Source organism: Streptomyces ureilyticus (assembly GCF_011045025.1).
GTDB classification, from domain to species: Bacteria; Actinomycetota; Actinomycetes; order Streptomycetales; family Streptomycetaceae; genus Streptomyces; species Streptomyces ureilyticus.
Map to the genome: position 1 here is coordinate 1 of NZ_JAAKZX010000208.1, position 16434 is coordinate 16434.

General features: G+C 70.5%; 10 protein-coding genes. 3 read left to right on the forward strand and 7 right to left on the reverse strand.

What is annotated here, in order from left to right; translation table 11 throughout:
* On the reverse strand, positions 1-1015 hold a 1015-nt coding region (locus tag G6048_RS39160; RefSeq protein ID WP_235990923.1), incomplete at its 3' end, for a serine hydrolase domain-containing protein.
* Positions 1016-1126: 111 nt separating this feature from the next.
* The gene (locus G6048_RS39165; RefSeq protein ID WP_165344357.1) at positions 1127-4009 is read right to left on the reverse strand and encodes a SpoIIE family protein phosphatase; all 2883 of its coding nucleotides are present in this window, start codon (positions 4007-4009) and stop codon (positions 1127-1129) included.
* A gap of 264 nt (positions 4010-4273) precedes the next feature.
* Between G6048_RS39165 and G6048_RS39170 the strand changes: the two genes are divergently transcribed.
* The gene (locus G6048_RS39170; RefSeq protein ID WP_165344358.1) at positions 4274-4648 is read left to right on the forward strand and encodes a nuclear transport factor 2 family protein; all 375 of its coding nucleotides are present in this window, start codon (positions 4274-4276) and stop codon (positions 4646-4648) included.
* 21 nt (positions 4649-4669) lie between these two features.
* On the opposite strand, the gene G6048_RS39175 is transcribed toward G6048_RS39170, so the two are convergent.
* Complete coding sequence (locus G6048_RS39175) at positions 4670-5341, reverse strand: TetR/AcrR family transcriptional regulator (protein WP_165344359.1); 672 nt, start codon at positions 5339-5341, stop codon at positions 4670-4672.
* A 171-nt stretch (positions 5342-5512) separates the two neighbouring features.
* Here G6048_RS39175 and G6048_RS39180 point away from each other — a divergent pair, with 171 nt between their 5' ends.
* Complete coding sequence (locus G6048_RS39180) at positions 5513-6787, forward strand: PQQ-binding-like beta-propeller repeat protein (protein ID WP_165344360.1); 1275 nt, start codon at positions 5513-5515, stop codon at positions 6785-6787.
* Positions 6788-6794: 7 nt separating this feature from the next.
* Here G6048_RS39180 and G6048_RS39185 read toward each other — a convergent pair whose 3' ends face one another.
* The 4 genes from G6048_RS39185 to G6048_RS39200 form a co-directional block, all read right to left on the reverse strand.
* Complete coding sequence (locus G6048_RS39185) at positions 6795-8678, reverse strand: endoglycosylceramidase (protein ID WP_408056216.1); 1884 nt, start codon at positions 8676-8678, stop codon at positions 6795-6797.
* 103 nt (positions 8679-8781) lie between these two features.
* Entirely contained in the window at positions 8782-10764 is a 1983-nt protein-coding gene (locus tag G6048_RS39190; RefSeq protein ID WP_165344362.1) for an elongation factor G, read from the reverse strand.
* 209 nt (positions 10765-10973) lie between these two features.
* Positions 10974-11468, reverse strand: coding sequence for a metallophosphoesterase family protein (locus G6048_RS39195; protein WP_165344363.1), 495 nt, complete (start codon positions 11466-11468; stop codon positions 10974-10976).
* Positions 11469-11505: 37 nt separating this feature from the next.
* Positions 11506-14019 carry a SpoIIE family protein phosphatase gene (locus G6048_RS39200; RefSeq protein WP_165344364.1) on the reverse strand — a complete coding sequence of 838 codons (2514 nt, stop codon included), beginning with the start codon at positions 14017-14019 and terminating at the stop codon, positions 11506-11508.
* Positions 14020-14175: 156 nt separating this feature from the next.
* On the opposite strand from G6048_RS39200, the gene G6048_RS39205 reads away from it, so the two are divergent.
* Entirely contained in the window at positions 14176-16326 is a 2151-nt protein-coding gene (locus G6048_RS39205; protein WP_328828287.1) for a SpoIIE family protein phosphatase, read from the forward strand.
* Positions 16327-16434 lie beyond the last annotated feature (108 nt).

Genomic DNA, 16434 nt, shown 5'->3' on the forward strand with positions numbered 1-16434 from the left:
AGCGCGTCTTGTCGCCCAACTCGTCGGGCGCCGGGACAGTGGTCCGCATCTGCGCCAGCTGCTCCGCGGGCAGCAGCCGGCCATTCATCAGGGCGCGCAGGAAGGTGTTCATGTCGTCGGTGGTGCTGATGACGGCACCGTCCGCACCGCCCTCCATTGAGAGTGTGGTGTCGGTGAGGTCGTCGCGGCCGGGGAACTGCAGGTATGCGGTGGCGGTGGGCCGGGGGACGTAGGGCGAGGTGCCGGGGGTGAGGGTGTGGCGCAGCTTCAGCGGCTCGATGACGCGTTCGTGGACTTCCTGCTCCCAGCGGTGACCGGTGGCCTTCTCGATGATCATGCCGGCCAGTACGTAGTTGGTGTTGGAGTACGCCCAGCGAGTCTCGGACCCCGGGTCGTCGGCGTCCGGCAGCCAGCCGGGCTTGCGCGTCATGGCCATCGCGACCTGTTCCTCGGGGGTGCGCACCTTGAAGCGCTGCTCGCGATAGCGCTCGGGCGTCAGCTCGGCCGGGTCCTCGAAGAGAATGTCGGTGTAGTCGACAAGCCCGCTGGTGTGCTGGAGCAGGTTGCGGATGGTGATGCGGCTGCCGTCGTTGCCGTTGCCGGTGACCACGTTGGGCAGCCACTTGTCGACGGTGTCGTCCAGGCTCAGCTTGCCCTCGGCGACCAGTTGGAGGGCGACGACGGCCACGAAGGTCTTGGTGTCGCTGCCGATCCGGTAGTAGGCGTCGTACGGCACGGGCCCGCCCCGCTCCAGATCGGCGACGCCTGACCTGACCGACGTGTCCCGGCCGGCGGCGTCCCGTGCCCTGGCCACCAGTCCGGTGGCGCCGGTGTCCCGGACCGCGTCCGCGTCCCGCTGGAACCGGCCGCGTGAGACCGCCTCACTGTCGGCGCCCAGGGCTCCGGCGCCGGAGCCGAGCAGCGTGGTCACCCCGATCGCCCCCACCCCGGCCACCGCCAGGGTCACCCTCATCCATGCCGACCGACTGAACCGCTCGCGTGTCTGTGTACCCATGCATCAGACGTTACGGAGCGTCACCTCCTCAGCCCATCCGGGCAGCCGGAAAGTTCGCAGTGGTGCCAACCCCAGTACCTGAGTGCGGAGTTCCTCAGCCCGACCCGATCCTCAAAGCGGTCGCGGCAGTGGCTGTTCGGTCCAGATGATCTTGCCGTTGGTGGTGTAGCGGGTTCCCCAGCGCTCGGTGAGCTGGGCGACGAGGAAGAGGCCGCGTCCGCCCTCGTCCTCGTTCCTGGCGCGGCGCAGCCGGGGCGAGGTGCTGCTGGTGTCGGAGACCTCGCAGATCAGCGCGCGGTCTCGGAGGAGTCGTAGCTGGACGGGGCCGGTCGCGTGGCGGATGGCGTTGGTGACGAGTTCGCTGGCGATGAGTTCGGTGGTGAAGGCCAGTTCGTCGAGGCCCCAGGCGGTCAGCTGCGCGGTGACCGCCGCGCGGGAGCGGGAGACGACGGCCGGGTCGCTGGGCAGCTCCCATTGGGCGACCTGCTCGGGGCCCATCGCTTTCGTACGGGCGACGAGCAGGGCCACGTCATCGCTCGGCCTGCTCGGGAGCAGGGCATCGAGGACGGCCTCGCAGGTGTCCTCCGGGGCTCGGCAGGCCTGGGCGAGGACGGTGCGGAGCGTGGCGAGACCGGCGTCGATGTCCCGGTGCCGGTCCTCGACCAAACCGTCGGTGTAGAGCACGAGTTGGCTGCCTTCGGCCAGTTCCAGCTCGACGGTCTCGAAGGGCAGCCCGCCGAGACCGAGCGGCGGCCCCGAGGGCAGATCGACGAAGTCCACCGTCCCGTCGGGTCCGACGACCGCGGGGACCGGGTGCCCGGCGCGGGTGAGGGCGCAGCGCCGGGACACCGGGTCGTAGACGGCGTACAGGCAGGTGGCGCCGACGATGCCGGCGTCCGGCTGGGCGTGCTCCACCGCCCAGCCCTCGCCCCGGTCGAGCCGTCCGACCAGGTCGTCGAGGTGGGTGAGGAGTTCGTCGGGCGCCAGGTCCAGGGCGCAGAAGTTGTGCACGGCGGTACGCAGCCGGCCCATGGTGGCGGCGGCGTGCAGTCCGTGGCCGACGACATCGCCGACGACCAGCGCGACCCGGGCGCCGGACAGCGGGATGGCGTCGAACCAGTCGCCGCCCACCCCGGCCTGGGCGGGCAGATAGCGGTACGCGACGTCGACGGCGTTCTGCTCGGAGCGGCCCCGGGGCAGCAGGCTGCGCTGCAGGGCGAAGGCGGTGTTGTGCTCACGGGTGTAGCGGCGGGCGTTGTCGATACAGATCGCCGCGCGGCCGACCAGCTCCTGCGCCAGGTAGAGGTCGTCGTCCTCGAAGGGCGTGGGCTTCTCACAGCGGTAGAAGCTGACCACGCCGAGCGTGGTGCCGCGGGCTCGCAGCGGCACGGTGATCAGTGAGTGGATGCCGGCCTCCAGCACCCGCTCTAGCCGCGGCGGGTCCTGGGCGATCCAGCCGCCCGCCTCGGCCAGTACGGGTTCCAGCACGGACTGCCTGCTCTCCAGGCAGCGCGCCTGCGGTGTGGAGGGCACGTACCGGACCGGGTCCCCGACGCCGTACAGATGGGACTCGTCATGAACCGCGCCCAGCGCGATCCGGCGCAGCGCGCTGTCCCCGCCGAGCGGTTCCGGCTCCTCGCCGCGCAGTACGCATTCCGGCAGGTCCACGGCGGTGAAGTCGGCGAACCGGGGAACGGTCACCTCCGCCAGCTCCTCCGCGGTGCGGGTGACGTCCAGGGTGGTGCCGATCCGGACGCCGGCGTCGTGCAGCAACTCCAGCCGCCTGCGGGCGAGTACGGCCAGCCGGCCGACGCCGAGCTCACCGACGAGCAGCGGCCAGCCGTCGGCACCGTCTGCGCTGCCGTTCCCGTCCGTACCGGTCCGGCTCCCCGGTTCCGGTCCCGCCGTGACGGGCTTGTGCGGCACGGCGACAGGCATGACGAACGGGGGCGTTCCGACTGGCGACGGCGCCCGGGACGGGACGCGCGCCTCCGGAACGGTCACCGGCTCCGTACCGGCCGGCGTGGCCTGCGCGTCGTGTGCGGGATGACGCAGCCGGGGGCCGCCGAGCAGACGGGCCTCGACGACCACGCCCGTCTCGCCCGCCGCTCCCCTGACCTGGCGACGCAGCAGGGTGGCGATCCTCCCGCCCGACAGGGGCACCTCGTCGAGGGTGCGGTTCGGCGAGGCGATGAGTGCCTCGGCCTTCTCCCGCAGCACGGCCAGGTCGACCGGGCGGAGGTCGCCGCCATTGTGCGCACCCCCGTGCCGCGAGGCCGTGTGCCCGGGCCGCCCGAGCCAGCCGCCGGCGCCGCCGGTGTCGTGGGATGCCCGCCGGTACGCGGCGAGCAGCGCCCGCTCCCGTGCCGTGGCCTGCTCCAGCAGTCGCGCCTCTATGCCGCGGGCGGCTTCACGGACCAGCCGCACCATGCCGGGGTCGCCGTTGTCACGCAGGCAGGTGATGTCGAGGACGGCCTCGATGTGTCCGCTGAGCGGGTCCCGGACGGGCGCGCCCGCGCAGGCGAACGGCTGCAGGCAGTCGGCGAAGTGCTCGCGGCCGATCACGTAGCAGGGGCTGCGTTCCGCCAGCGCGGTGCCGACGCCGTTGGTGCCCGCGGTCTGCTCGGAGGCGTCGAAACCGGGCGCGAAGCTCACCGCGTCTAGGCGTTCGCGCAAGTGCCGGTCACCGCCGAGGCGCTGGACCATACGGGCCTGCGCGTCACAGAGGGCGACCGTCATGCCGACCTGGGTGAGCGCCGCGGTCAGGTCCTTGAGCACCGGGTCGGCCGCGCGCAGGAACCGTTCGTCCAGTGCCAGATCAGGCGCGTACGGGACCACGAGACGGTGCGGCTCCACCCCCGCGGACCGGCATCGCTTCCAGGAGTCGAGCACCGGGCTCCGGACGTCCGAGTCGACCCGCACACCGGCCATGAACCGCTCGTGGGCATCGACGAGCCCGCCGATGTCGTCCCAGGTGACGGTCAACGGGATCACTTCCTCACCTGGAGGCGGCCCCGTCGCGCACCGCCACTCGGCCCGCCGCCGCGGGGAGTCCTCCAAGTGCTTTCACCCTAGACCTTTTGCGAGACAAGTCACAAATTTGTGCGAATACACGGGCCGGTTCCGCTGCGTCAAACGGGGCCTGCGGCTCCGTTTGCTGGGGCCTTCGAGCAGGAGGAGCCTCATAGGGAGAGGCCGCTTACGGCCCGCTCCCCGCCGGGCCCCGGCCTTCGACGACAGTCCACCAGGAGGTTCACCATGGGCACAGCCGCAGCCCCCGGCTTCGACACCGAAACCCTGCGCCAGGCCATCGAGGGCCAGAACGCGCAGGCACTTCTTTCGCTGTACGCCGACGACGCCGAGCTCCGCGTCGTCGACCGCAACACCCAGCCCAGCCACCCGAAGGTCATGCACGGTCGCGACCAGATCAGCGAGATGCTCAACGACGTGTACAGCCGCGACATGACCCACAAGGTGGAGCAGTGCGTCGTCCAGGGCGACCACCTCGCGTACACGGAGTCGTGCCAGTACCCCGACGGCGTCAAGGTCTTCGCCAGCTCGATGGTGGAGCTGCGGAACGGCAAGATCGTCGAGCAGACGCTGCTCCAGGAATGGGACGACGAGGGTCAGTAAGCGCTCCGCCGAGGGCCCGGGTCACTTCTCCTCCGACCCGGGCCCTCTCCATCCCACCGGCTGCAGCACACCCAGAAGCATCTGCACGAGTTCGTCGACGACCTCGTCGAGCGTCGCATCGACCCAGCCCGAACTCCAGTCGTGCAGCAGGCCGTTGACGCTGCCGATGAAGGCCGCGGCGGCGACCCGGTAGTCGCGGGACGCCGCCTCGCCGCGTTCGGCGGCGGCTTCGACCTCGGCGCAGATGAAGTCGATCCAGCGGGAGCGGCGGGCCAGCCGCTGCCGTTCGAGACGGGGACTGACGCCGATGATCTCGACGAACGCGATCCGCAGGCGTCGCGGATCGCCGGTGACATTGGCGGCGTAGGAGCGGAAGGCCGCGCCGGCGCGCTCGACGATCGGCCGGCCGTCCGCCTCGGCGAGTCCGGCCAGGGCGGCTTCCTCGGCCCAGTCGTTGACCCGGAGGTGGAGGGCGGCGAGTACGTCCTCCAAGTTGCGGAACTCCTCGTAGAACTGGCGCGTCGACAACCCGGCGGCCTCGCTCAGCGCGGCGACGGTCGTGCCGCGGTAGCCGGGGCCGTCGCCGAAGAGCTGTAATCCGGCGTCCAGAAAACGTCGACGCCGCTCGGCCTGCCGCTCCTGGGCGGACTTGCCGCCATAACGCCCGGTCGGCGCTTTGAGCCTGCCCGTCACTGGAGCCTCCTCGGTTTCACGTGTCACACAGGTGACCAATTTTGTCGCCTTCGACGTCTTGTGTAGAGCGGCATCGACTCCTTACTTTCCAGTAAGTAACTCTGAACGTCCACGTCTTCAGACTCCCCCTCCCGCCCCCGTTGTCATGCGCCCAACATCCAGGAGAAGTCCATGACTGCCTTCAAAGCCCGGCACGTCGGCTCCGTCGCAGCCGCCCTCGCCCTGACCGTCGCCGGGTCGGCGGCGGCCACGGCCGAACCTCAGGACGCCTCCAGTGGCACAAAGACCGCCTCCGCGGATCTGCGCGAGGTGATGTTCGTCGGCAACAACTGGGACGGCACCGCCGACGTCATCAAGCCCGGCGGCGACCTCACGAAGATCGGCCGGATCAACGTCATCCCGGACAAGGAGGAGCGGATCGCGGAGATCAACGCCGACCCGATCAAGTGGATCTTCTTCACGGCCATCCGCAACGGCGTCGGCGAGGGCCACGACCAGTACGTCGACGACATGTACTCCACGCCGGACGGCTCGGCCATGGTGGTCTCCCGGCCCAGCTTCGCCGATGTCGTGTCGATCGACCTCGCCACCGGGAAGATCAACTGGCGCTTCCCCGTGTCGGGTTACCGTTCCGACCACATGGCGGTCTCCCCCGACGGCAAGCGCGTCGCCGTATCGGCCTCGATCTCCAACACCGTGCACGTCCTCGACATCGTCACCGGCAAGGAGGCCGGCTCCTTCAAGACCGGCGCCAAACCGCACGAGAACGTCTTCACCGAGGACGGCAAGTACCTGTGGAACATGTCGATCGGGGACGTGAACACCGCGACCGACTCCGAATGGCTGGACTGGACGAAGGGCGACCGCAAGATCACCGTCGTCGACGCGAACACGTACGAGCAGGTCAAGGTCATCGACATGCGTGAGCGGCTCGACGCCTTCGGCCGCAAGGACCTGTCCGACGCCGTACGTCCCGTCGCCTTCACCCCGGACGAGTCGAAGCTCTACTTCCAGGTGTCGTTCTTCAACGGCTTCGTCGAGTACGACGTGGCGAGCGACAAGATCACCCGGGTGAAGACGCTGCCCAAGAACCCGGCGACCAGCGAGGACCGTACGACCTGGGTCAACGACTCGCGCCACCACGGCATGTCGATGAGCCCCAAGGGCGACAAGCTGTGCATCGCCGGGACGATGGACGACTACGCGACCATCGTGGACCGCTCCTCCCTCCAGGAGGGCCCGCTCGTCACCGCCTCGAAGCCCTACTGGGCCACGGTGAGCGGTGACGGCAAGTCCTGCGTCATCTCCGAGAGCGGCTCCGACCGGGTCACCTCCATCGACTTCGCCACGGGCAAGAAGACGGCGTCGGTGGAGGTCGGCGACCACCCTCAGCGCGTGCGCCTGGCCGAGGTGCCGGCGGACTGGACGGGCCCGTCCGTCGGCTGACCTCAGCTCAACCGGCCTTCGAAGCGGCCCAATTGGCCAGCTCCGTCCGCGCGGCCTTCAGCAGCTCCGCGGACGGAGCCTTGGCGCCATTCGTGACCAGGGCGAAGTGCGTGCCCGAGTCGGGTGCCGTCAGGAGCAGTCGGCGGCTGCCCGTCCCGCCCGGCTCGTCGGCCACCGCGATCGGGGTGGTCTTCGTGTACGAGGGCGGGGTCGCCGTCGTGCCGAGGTCCGAGACCACCGTGGTGGAGGACGTCGGGAAGGACGCGGGCAGGTGCAGTTCGGTGGGGGCCGAGCTGCCGTCCGAGCGCCACATGTGCAGGGCGTACTGGCCCGAGCCCACGAGCTCCTTCACGCGCGGGAGCGAGTCCGGCACCGGGTTCCAGGTCAGCGTCGTCGAACCGTCACGCGAACGGTCCTCGTAGGTGAACGCGACGGTGCTGCCCGCGGTGGCGGTCGGGTAGACGCGGTCGAGGAGCCGGGCGTCCTGGCGCAGTACGGCCTTGCCGGAGTCGTCGAGGCGTACGGCGGACAGGTCCTCGTCGTTCCAGGCGTCGCCGTGGGTGAGCACCTTGTCGGGGTTGCCGTTCATCGGCTCCTTGTGGCGGCCGTTGTAGATGTCCCACTGCCACTGCGAACCGGAGAGCACCGAACCGGAGTCGGACGGATTGGACCACCAACTGGCGCCCGGCACACGGGAGTCGAGAGCCTGGTACATCCCCTTGAGGACGGTCGGGGCCTTGTCGGAGACCAGCCCCGCCAGCGGATGGCCGAACTCACTGATGATCCCGGCCGTACCCGCCACGGCGGCACGGTCGCGCACCATGGCGAAGTCCTTGCTGTACTGACCGTCGCCCGCCTTGCCCGGCATGAAGATGCCGGAGATGGCCTTCTGGTCGTAGAAGTGGGTGTTGAAGACGTAGTCCGGGCCGAGCTTGCCCGCGTCGAGGAGGCCGCCCTCCTGCTTCTGGAAGTCGAGGTTGGCGTTCCAGAAGAGGTTCGGTTCCACGAAGGCGGGCTTGTCCTGCCAGCCGGCGGCGTCCATCCGGGCGCGGAACTTCTCGTAGAACGGCCACAGCACGTCCTTCTCCCAGGCACGGCTGGTCTGCCCGGAGTCCAGCGTGCCCGGGTGCGGTTCGTTGTACGGGTCGAAGCCGATGACGCCCGCGAACTGCTCGTCGGTCAGGTTCTGTTCGACGTACGCCATGGTCTTCTGGGCGGTCGTGAGGAAGGCCTCCTGGAGGCCGTACTTGTTGTGCCAGAAGTCGTGGGTCGCCTGTGTTACGGCCTTGTTCTGGGTGATGTTCTGCCCCCAGAAGGGACAGATCCCGCAGTACTCGTCCGGGTAGTTCCCGGCGTCGACGGCCCACTTGGGGGCTCCGTCGCCGGTGTACCAGCTGTCCGCGTCGAAGAGGTGGCGCGAGTACAGGTCCTGGTGGAAGTCCGGGTACACCCGAATCCCCGCGTCGAGGAAGGCCCGCATCTGGCCGGTGGCGGCGGAGAGATACTCGGCGCTGACCTTGCCGCGTTCGGGTTCGGCGTACGCCCAGGAGAGCAGGAAGCGGACCGAGTTGCCGCCGCCCAGGGCCCGGAGCGCGTTCGCGGACTTCTTGGCGTCGGCGACCGAGGCGAAGGGCAGTCCCTTGTTCTCCGCCAGTTTCGTCTCACCGGAGACGTTGTAGCCGCGAAGCACTACCTCGCGGCCGAGGCCGTCGGTGAAGCGGCCGTTCTTGACCGTGAGGGTGGACGCGGCGCGTCCGTCGAACCAGAGGTCGTCGGGCAGAGCGGTGGCGCGCTGGGCGCCCGCTGTGCTGAGCAGGCCGGTGAGCAGCACGAACGCACCGAGCACAGGCATACGCAATCGGAACATGTCCGTCATCTTTGACATGCCCATTACGTTCGCAGCGCTTCAGCGGCCGCGTCAACGCCTCTGACTCCAGAGTAAGTACCCAATTTACTCGCGAGTAAGTGACCTTTCCCTCAAGGGCAGTTCGCCGTCACGCGCCGACACGTCGGGTCACGTTGAGTAGGTACTCCTTGCGGTCCAGCGGGTTGTGATCGGTGCGCTCCCGCTCGGGCAGCGCGCCTCCGGCGACCGGTGCGTAGTGGTCGAAGGCGGTCTCCAGCTCGCCCTCGCCGCGGGTCAACGCCGGGAGCCGCTGCTCCAGTTGGTGCACCTGAGCGGCAGGGATCCGGCCCTCCAGCACGGACGCCGTGCCCCGCGCCTGAGTCGTCTGCGGTACGGCGCGCAGCTTCGCCAGGACGGGCAGCACCGCGCCCAGCGTGTCCGCCGGTGTCTCAACCCGGAACGCGTGCATCGGCTCGTGCACCAGGGTGCCCGCCTGCCGCAGCGCGTTCATCAGCACCAGCGGCGTCACTCCGCGGAAGTCCGCGCCCGTACTCGACATGCTCTTGTCGAAACCCTGGTGCGCATGGCTCTGCCGCGGTGAATAACCGGAGTGCGTCATGGTGACCGTGCAGTCGGTGACCTGCCAGCCGTGCGGTCCCTGGCCGAGCGTCTCCCGCACGGTGTCCTCGACGGCCTTGAAGAAGGCGTACGGCATCGACCCCAGCTCGACCTCCAGCCGGAACTCCATGCCGGCGCCGACCGGCGCCGGATCGACGCGCAGTCCGACGGTCGCGAGAAACGGGTTCGGGTCCTTGCCGTTGAACTCCACGGCCGCACCAGTTCCGACCAGCCGCTCGATGCACAGGGGCGTCGTCTCACGGAAGCCGACGTCGAGGCCGAACTCGTCGGCCAGCGTGGCCTGGATGACCTCCTTCTGCACCTCTCCGTACAGGGACACCGAGGTCTCCTGCCGGATCTCGTCATGCCGCAGGTTGATCAGCGGGTCCTGCTCGGCGAGTTGGGTGAGTGCGAGATGCAGGGCGCCCTTGTCGGTCTTGTCGCGGGGCACGACGACGGTTTCCAGGGTCGGTGGTGAGAAGTAGTGCTCGTCCGTCCCTTTCCGCGGTACGCCGAGAGTGTCGCCGATACGGATGCCGGTCAGCCCCCAGAGTCTGCCGATCCGGCCCGCGGTCACCTGGTCGTCCCGGAGATCCGAGCCCTGGTCGAAGACGGTGATGCCGGTGACCTTCCCCTCCTCGCCGTCCCCGAAGGTCACGCGGTCGCGCGTGCGCAGTGTGCCGGAGAACATCCGCACGTAGGCGATCTTCTCGCCCGCCGGTCCGCGCTCGACCTTGAAGACGGTGCCCGACACCGGCCCGTCCGCGTCCCCCTCGGTCGAGGGCAGCAACTCCCGGATTCCACCGATGAGTTCATCGACGCCCGCGCCCGTGACGGCCGAGCCGAAGAACACCGGGTGCACCAGTGACTGCCCGGTCTGCGCGGCGAGTTCGGTGCGCAGCCGGTGCTGCGAGACGGTCGCCTCGTCGTCGACGTACGCGGCCAGCAGTGCGTCGTCGTGCTCGGCGAGCAGTTCGAGCAGGCGGGGCGGGAGACCGTCGTACGGGGTGAAGTGGGCTTCGCGCGTGCCCAGTTCGCGGACCTCGCCCATCGGGAAGATGGCCGGGGTGAGTCGGGTGGAGATGCTCTGCAGCAGGTCCGTGTAGCGCGCTCCGGCACGGTCGATCTTGTTCACGAAGATCAGCGTCGGAATGCGCAGCCGTTGCAGTGTCCGCATGAGGACGCGGGTCTGCGCCTGTACGCCTTCCACGGCCGAGATGACGAGGACCGCGCCGTCGAGCACGCTCAGGACTCGTTCCACCTCGGCGATGAAGTCGGGATGGCCGGGGGTGTCGATCAGGTTGACCGTCACGTCGTCGATCGCGAAGGCGACGACGGCGGACTTGATCGTGATACCGCGCTGCCGCTCCAGCGCGAGGCTGTCCGTCTGCGTACTGCCGTCGTCGACGCTGCCGATCTCGTCGATGACCCCGACGGTGTGCAGGAGCCGCTCGGTCAGGCTCGTCTTACCGGCGTCTACGTGGGCGAGGATTCCCAAGTTCAGCGTGTGCAAGTGACGTCATGTCCTTTGGAGTGAGAGTGATTCCTTCCTGGGGGGACATGAACGTTGCTCGCATCGTTGCTCCTTGATCATTGGGACGGCTCGTCCCCCGTAGTGCAGCAGGCGGCCGTAGGCGAGGGCAACGGATTAACGCTCAACAAGGCCTGCGGCAGCACTCGCCGGGCCGATCGTTCTCGTACGGATGACTGGTCCGTCGTTCGTCAAAGCCGGTGCAGCGTCACGTCGGTCAGCCGGCCGCCGTCCACGAGCGCGGTCATGTACGTGCAGTGCGGCTGGCGTCGGCGGTCCGTGGGTGAGCCCGGGTTGAGCAGGCGCAGGCCGGTCGGTGCCGTGGTGTCCCAGGGGATGTGGCTGTGGCCGAAGACAAGGACGTCGAGGTCGGGGAAGCGGGCGGCGCAGCGGCGTTCGCGGCCCGCAGCGGCGCCGGTTTCGTGGACGACGCCGAGGCGCAGGCCGTCCAGTTCGGTGCGGACCACTTCGGGCAGGCGAGCCCTGAGCTCGGGGCCGTCGTTGTTGCCGTAGACGCCGATCAACCGCCGCGACCGGCTTTCCAGGAGGTCGAGGGTGGCTGCGTCCACCCAGTCGCCTGCGTGGATCACGACGTCGGCGCGCGGGAGTTCGGCGAGGAGCGGTGCCGGGAGTTCCTTGGCGCGCTTGGGGAGGTGGGTGTCGGACGTCAGCAGGAGGCGGAGCACGCCTGAAAGCCTAGGGCGGATCGCTGCGGCTTACCGCTCAGCTCAGGGCGATCTCGCACCAGACCTGTTTGCCCCCGCTCACCGGCACCGTGCCCCACGCCGCCGACAGGGCCTCGACCAGGAGGATGCCCCGGCCGCCGGTGGCTTCCCAGCCGATGCTGGTGGGTTTGATGGGGGTGCGGGGGGAGATATCGGCGACCGCTACGCGGAAGCGGTTGTTGATGAGTGTGAGGTCCAGGCGGACCTGTCCGTCGGTGTGGACGAGGGCGTTGGTGACGAGTTCGGACACGACCAGCAGGATGGCGTCGGTCTGCTCGGTCACGCCCCAGGCGCGCAGGGTGCGCTTGGTGAAGCGGCGGGCGTGGCCGACGGCTTGGGGTACGCGCCACACCGTCCAGGATTCGCGCTCGGGGCGTAGCGCCATGCCGTCGTAGCGCATGAGCAGCAGGGCGACGTCGTCGCTGCGGTTGGCGTAGGTGAGCAGGGCGTCGGCCACGAGGCCGAGGTGGGCGGGGTCGGAGGCGGCCATCTGGTCGGCCATGCGGCGCAGGCCGTCCTCGAGGTCGAGTTCGGCGGACTCGACCAGGCCGTCCGTGGTCAGAGCCAGCAGCGCGCCCGGCCGCAGAGGTATCTCGGTCATCGGGAACTCGGCCTGGGTGACGACGCCGAGCGGGGGTCCGCCCTCCGTGACCACGATCTCGGTACTGCCGTCGGGGTGGCGCAGGACCGGGGGCAGATGTCCGGCCCGTACGCACCAGGCCATGCCCTCCTCCATGTCGACGTCGACGTAGGCGCAGGTGGCGAAGAGGTCGGTCTCCATGTCCATGAGCAGCCGGTTGGCGTGCGAGACCACCACGTCCGGAGGGTGCCCTTCGACGGCGTAGGCGCGCAGGGCGGTCCGCATCTGGCCCATGAGGGTGGCGGCTCCGGCGTTGTGCCCCTGGACGTCGCCGATGACGAGGGCGACATGGTTGTCGGGCAGCGGGATCACGTCGTACCAGTCACCGCCGACCTCCAGGCCCGCGGTGGTGGGCAGATAGCGGGCTACGGCGACCGCGCCGGGCAGGGTGGGCAGCCGGCGCGGGAGCAGGGTGCGCTGGAGCGTGGCGACGAGTTCGTGTTCGGCGTCGAAGGCGTGGGCGCGCATCAGGGCCTGGCCCGCGAGCCCGGCGGAGGCGGTGAGCAGGGCGCGTTCGTCGGGGCCGAAGTCGTGCGGGGCGTCCCAGCCGATCAGGCAGGCGCCGGCCATGCGTCCGCCGGCCGGCAGCGGCAGGACGGCGAGGCCGCCGGGGCCGACGTCGGCGAGCGCGGGTTCCAGCGGTGTCCCGGCGGGCCAGATCGCGGCGCGTCCCTCGCGCAGGGCGGCGGCGAGGGTCGGCATGGTGCGTACGGGCGCGTCGGGCCACTCCGAGCGCCATTCGCTGCGCCACAGTTCGGGCCACGCCTCCGGTTGGGGCGGGTCGAGGACGGTGACGACGAGCCGGTCGCCCTCGAGTTCGGCGAGTGCTATTCGGTCGGCCCGCAGTGGCTGGCGCAGGGCGGTGACGACGGCCTGGCTGACGTCGCGGACGGTGCCCGCGGTGGCGAGGGCGGCGGCGAGGCGCTGGACGCGGGCCACCTCGTTGACGCCGGGCCGCAGTTTCGAGGCGTCCGCGACGGTGCCCACGAGCCGGTCCGTCTGCCCGTCGCCCGCGGGCAGCAGCCGTCCGCGCAGTCTGAGCCACTTCTGCTCCCCGGTGGGCCGGAGGATGCGGAACTCCAACTCGCGGTCGCCGATGGACATATGGTCCGCCTCGACCACGGACATCAGCGAGGGCAGGTCCTCCGGCACCGTCATGCGCAGCAGCGTCTCGACCTTGCCGTCGAACTCCTCGCGCCCGATGCCGAACAGCTCCAGCGTCTCGTCGTCGACCTCGACCCGCCCGGTGTCCATGGCCAGGCTGAACGAGCTGCGGGGCAGCAGGTCCTCGGCCGCCAGGGCGTCCTCGGGCGCGGGCCGGGACTGCTCCGGGCAGACCATGGCCTCGGCGAGCAGCCCGAGACAGTGCCGGTCCTCGGTGTCGAAGCCGTCGGGGCTGTCGGTGACGGCGAGCAGACAGCCGCCGCCGTGCGGGCCCGTGGGCAGGGGCAGGGCGGCCAGCGAGAAGTCCCCCACGGACGTCCGCGGGGTGTCGGGGCCCGCGGCGACTTCCTCCGGGCCGAGCCACAGCGGCTGTCCCAGGCGGTACGACTCCGCCGCGGGCGAGCCGCCGGTCAGCGGGTAGCTGTCGCGCAGCCCGTACAGAGAGCGCGGTACACCCGCCGACTCGAGCAGGGTGAGCCGGTCGCCCTCCCCTGGCGCGTCGCCCTCCCCTGGCGCGTCGCCCTCCCCTGGCACGTCGCCTTCCCCCGGCGCGTAGACGGCGGCGACGACCGCGCCGCTGAAGACCAGGACCAGTTCGATGACGCCGCGTAGCCGCTCGGGGGAGCCGCGGTCGGCGTTGAGGGTCTTGAGGGCAAGTTCGGCACGCAGCGTTCGTGTTCTGCGTCCCGCAGCGCCGTCACTGACCACGTCCGCAATTACAGCGCGTCCGGGACGCATGCGCAGCCCCTACGGCGGTACGTGACCGGCGGTCACTGTGGGTGCTCCCTGTGCGCGAACCCCGTACAAGAGAGAGCCTTGACGCCTGGGCTGCTTCACATCTGCCCGCATCTGCCGTGGGAGGAGGTGGTCGGCGTGTCCGACCAGACGTCCGGGCGGCAGTCGGAGCGCACGGCGGCACCGGTCGGCCGGCCGCTGCTGTCGCTGACGCTGGCCGCGATCATGGACGATGTCGGCGCCCACTCCGGCGCGGTCTATCTGCTGGCGCCGGGCGAGCAGGTGCTGGAGATGGCCGTGATGGCGGGTCTGCCGCGGGCCTTCGCGGCGCCCTGGGAGCGGGTGGGGCTGAGCGCGCCGGTCCCGGTGGCGAAGGCGGTGCGCGACCGGCGGCTGGTGTGGGTCGGCGGCGAGGAGGACATGGCCCGCGACTATCCGCGGATCGCCGTGGTCCTGCCGTATCCGTTCGCGCTGGCGGCGGTGCCGGTGGCGACCGAGCGTGCCGTGTACGGGGCGATCTTCCTGACCTGGCCGGGCACGCGCCCGGCGGAGCTGTCCGACCGGGAGCGGGACCATCTCACCGCGGCCTGCGGCCGGCTCGCGCTGCGCCTTGAGCGGGCTGCCGAGGAGGGCCACCCGGTGCGTCCCGAGCCCGATCTGCTCGCCCCGGCGTCGGCGGCGACCGTGGCCGGGACGCTGGGGGCGGTGGAGGCCGTGCGGATGGTGGCGCGGCTGCCGTACGGGCTGTGCGCGCTCGATCTGCGCGGCCGGATCAGCTTCGCCAACGCGGCGGCGGGCGAGTTGCTCGGGCTGCCGGTCAGCGCGCTGCTGGGCTCGCATCTGTGGGCGTGCGTGCCGTGGCTGAACGACCCGGTCTTCGAGGACCGCTACCGTGCCGCGCTGATAGGCCAGCAGGTGACGTCGTTCGTGGCGCTGCGTCCGCCGGCCGACCGGCTGTCGTTCCGGCTGTATCCCAGTACGAACGGGCTGAGTCTGAGGATCTCCCGGGCGCGGGCGGCGGAGGGGACCGGCCGCACCGGGCAGCGGCCCGAGAACGGCGGCTCACGTCTGGTCACCATCTCGCACGTACTGAACCTGGCGGGCGCGCTCACCAAGGCGGTGGGCGTCCAGGACGTGGTGCAGCTGGTCGCGGACGAGATCGCGCCCGCCGTCGGCAGCCAGGCTCTGGTCCTGCTCGGCTCGCAGGGCGGACGGCTGCATGTGCTGGGCCACCGCGGCTATCCGGACCCGCACGTCGCGGAGCGGTTCGACGGTGTGTCGCTCACGGCGCAGTCGCCCGGGGTGCACGCGCTGACCAGTGGGGTGCCCGCCTTCTTCGAGTCCCGCCGGCAGTTGGAGCGGCTCTATCCGGAGCAGGTCCCGATGCCCGACTCCATGGCGGCCTGGGCGTATCTGCCGCTGATCGCGTCGGGCCGGCCGGTGGGCACCTGTGTCCTCGCCTACGCCGAGCCGCATCATTTCCCCGCCGACGAGCGTGCCGTGCTGACCAGCATGAGCGGGCTGATCGCGCAGGCGCTGGAGCGGGCGCGGCTGTACGACGTGAAGCACCAGCTGGCGCACGGTCTGCAAGCGGCGCTGCTGCCGCATTCGCTGCCGTCGCTCCCCGGTATAGAGGCGGCCGCCCGCTATCTGCCCGCCACCCGGGGCATGGAGATCGGCGGCGACTTCTACGACCTGGTGCCGACGCCCGGCGGGGCCGTGGCGGTGATCGGGGACGTGCAGGGTCACAACGTCACCGCGGCCGGGCTGATGGGACAGATCCGGACCGCCGTACGCGCGTACACGACCGTCGGCCAGCCGCCCGAGGAGGTCATGAGCAGCACCAACCGGCTGCTGATGGACCTGGGCAGCGATCTCTTCGCCAGCTGCGTGTATCTGCGCCTCGACCCGGCGCGAGGTCAGGCCGTGATGGCCCGGGCCGGTCATCCGCCGCCTCTGCTTCGACGGCCCGACGGGCAGGTGCGGGTGCTCGATCTGGCCGGCGGGCCGCTGCTCGGGATCGACGAGGCGGCTACGTATCCGACGACTCAGGTGGCGCTCGCGCCCGGGTCCCTGCTCGCTCTCTACACCGACGGGTTGATCGAGTCCCCCGGTGCCGACATCGAGGAGGCGCTCGCCCGGCTCGCGGGGCGGCTCACCGAGATCGGCGACCAGCCGCTGGAGGAGCTGGCAGACGCGGTCGTTCGGCACAGCGGGACCGAGTTGGAGCGGGTGGATGACGTGGCGCTGCTGTTGTTGCGCGCCACGCCCTCCGGATGACGGTGGTGACATCGCGGGCCGGTGGGGGCTTGGCGCGCAGTTCCCTCCCCGCGCCCCTTACGGGGCGCAAACGCGGGGCGGTCCGGCTCTCCCGCCGGAGAGCCGGAC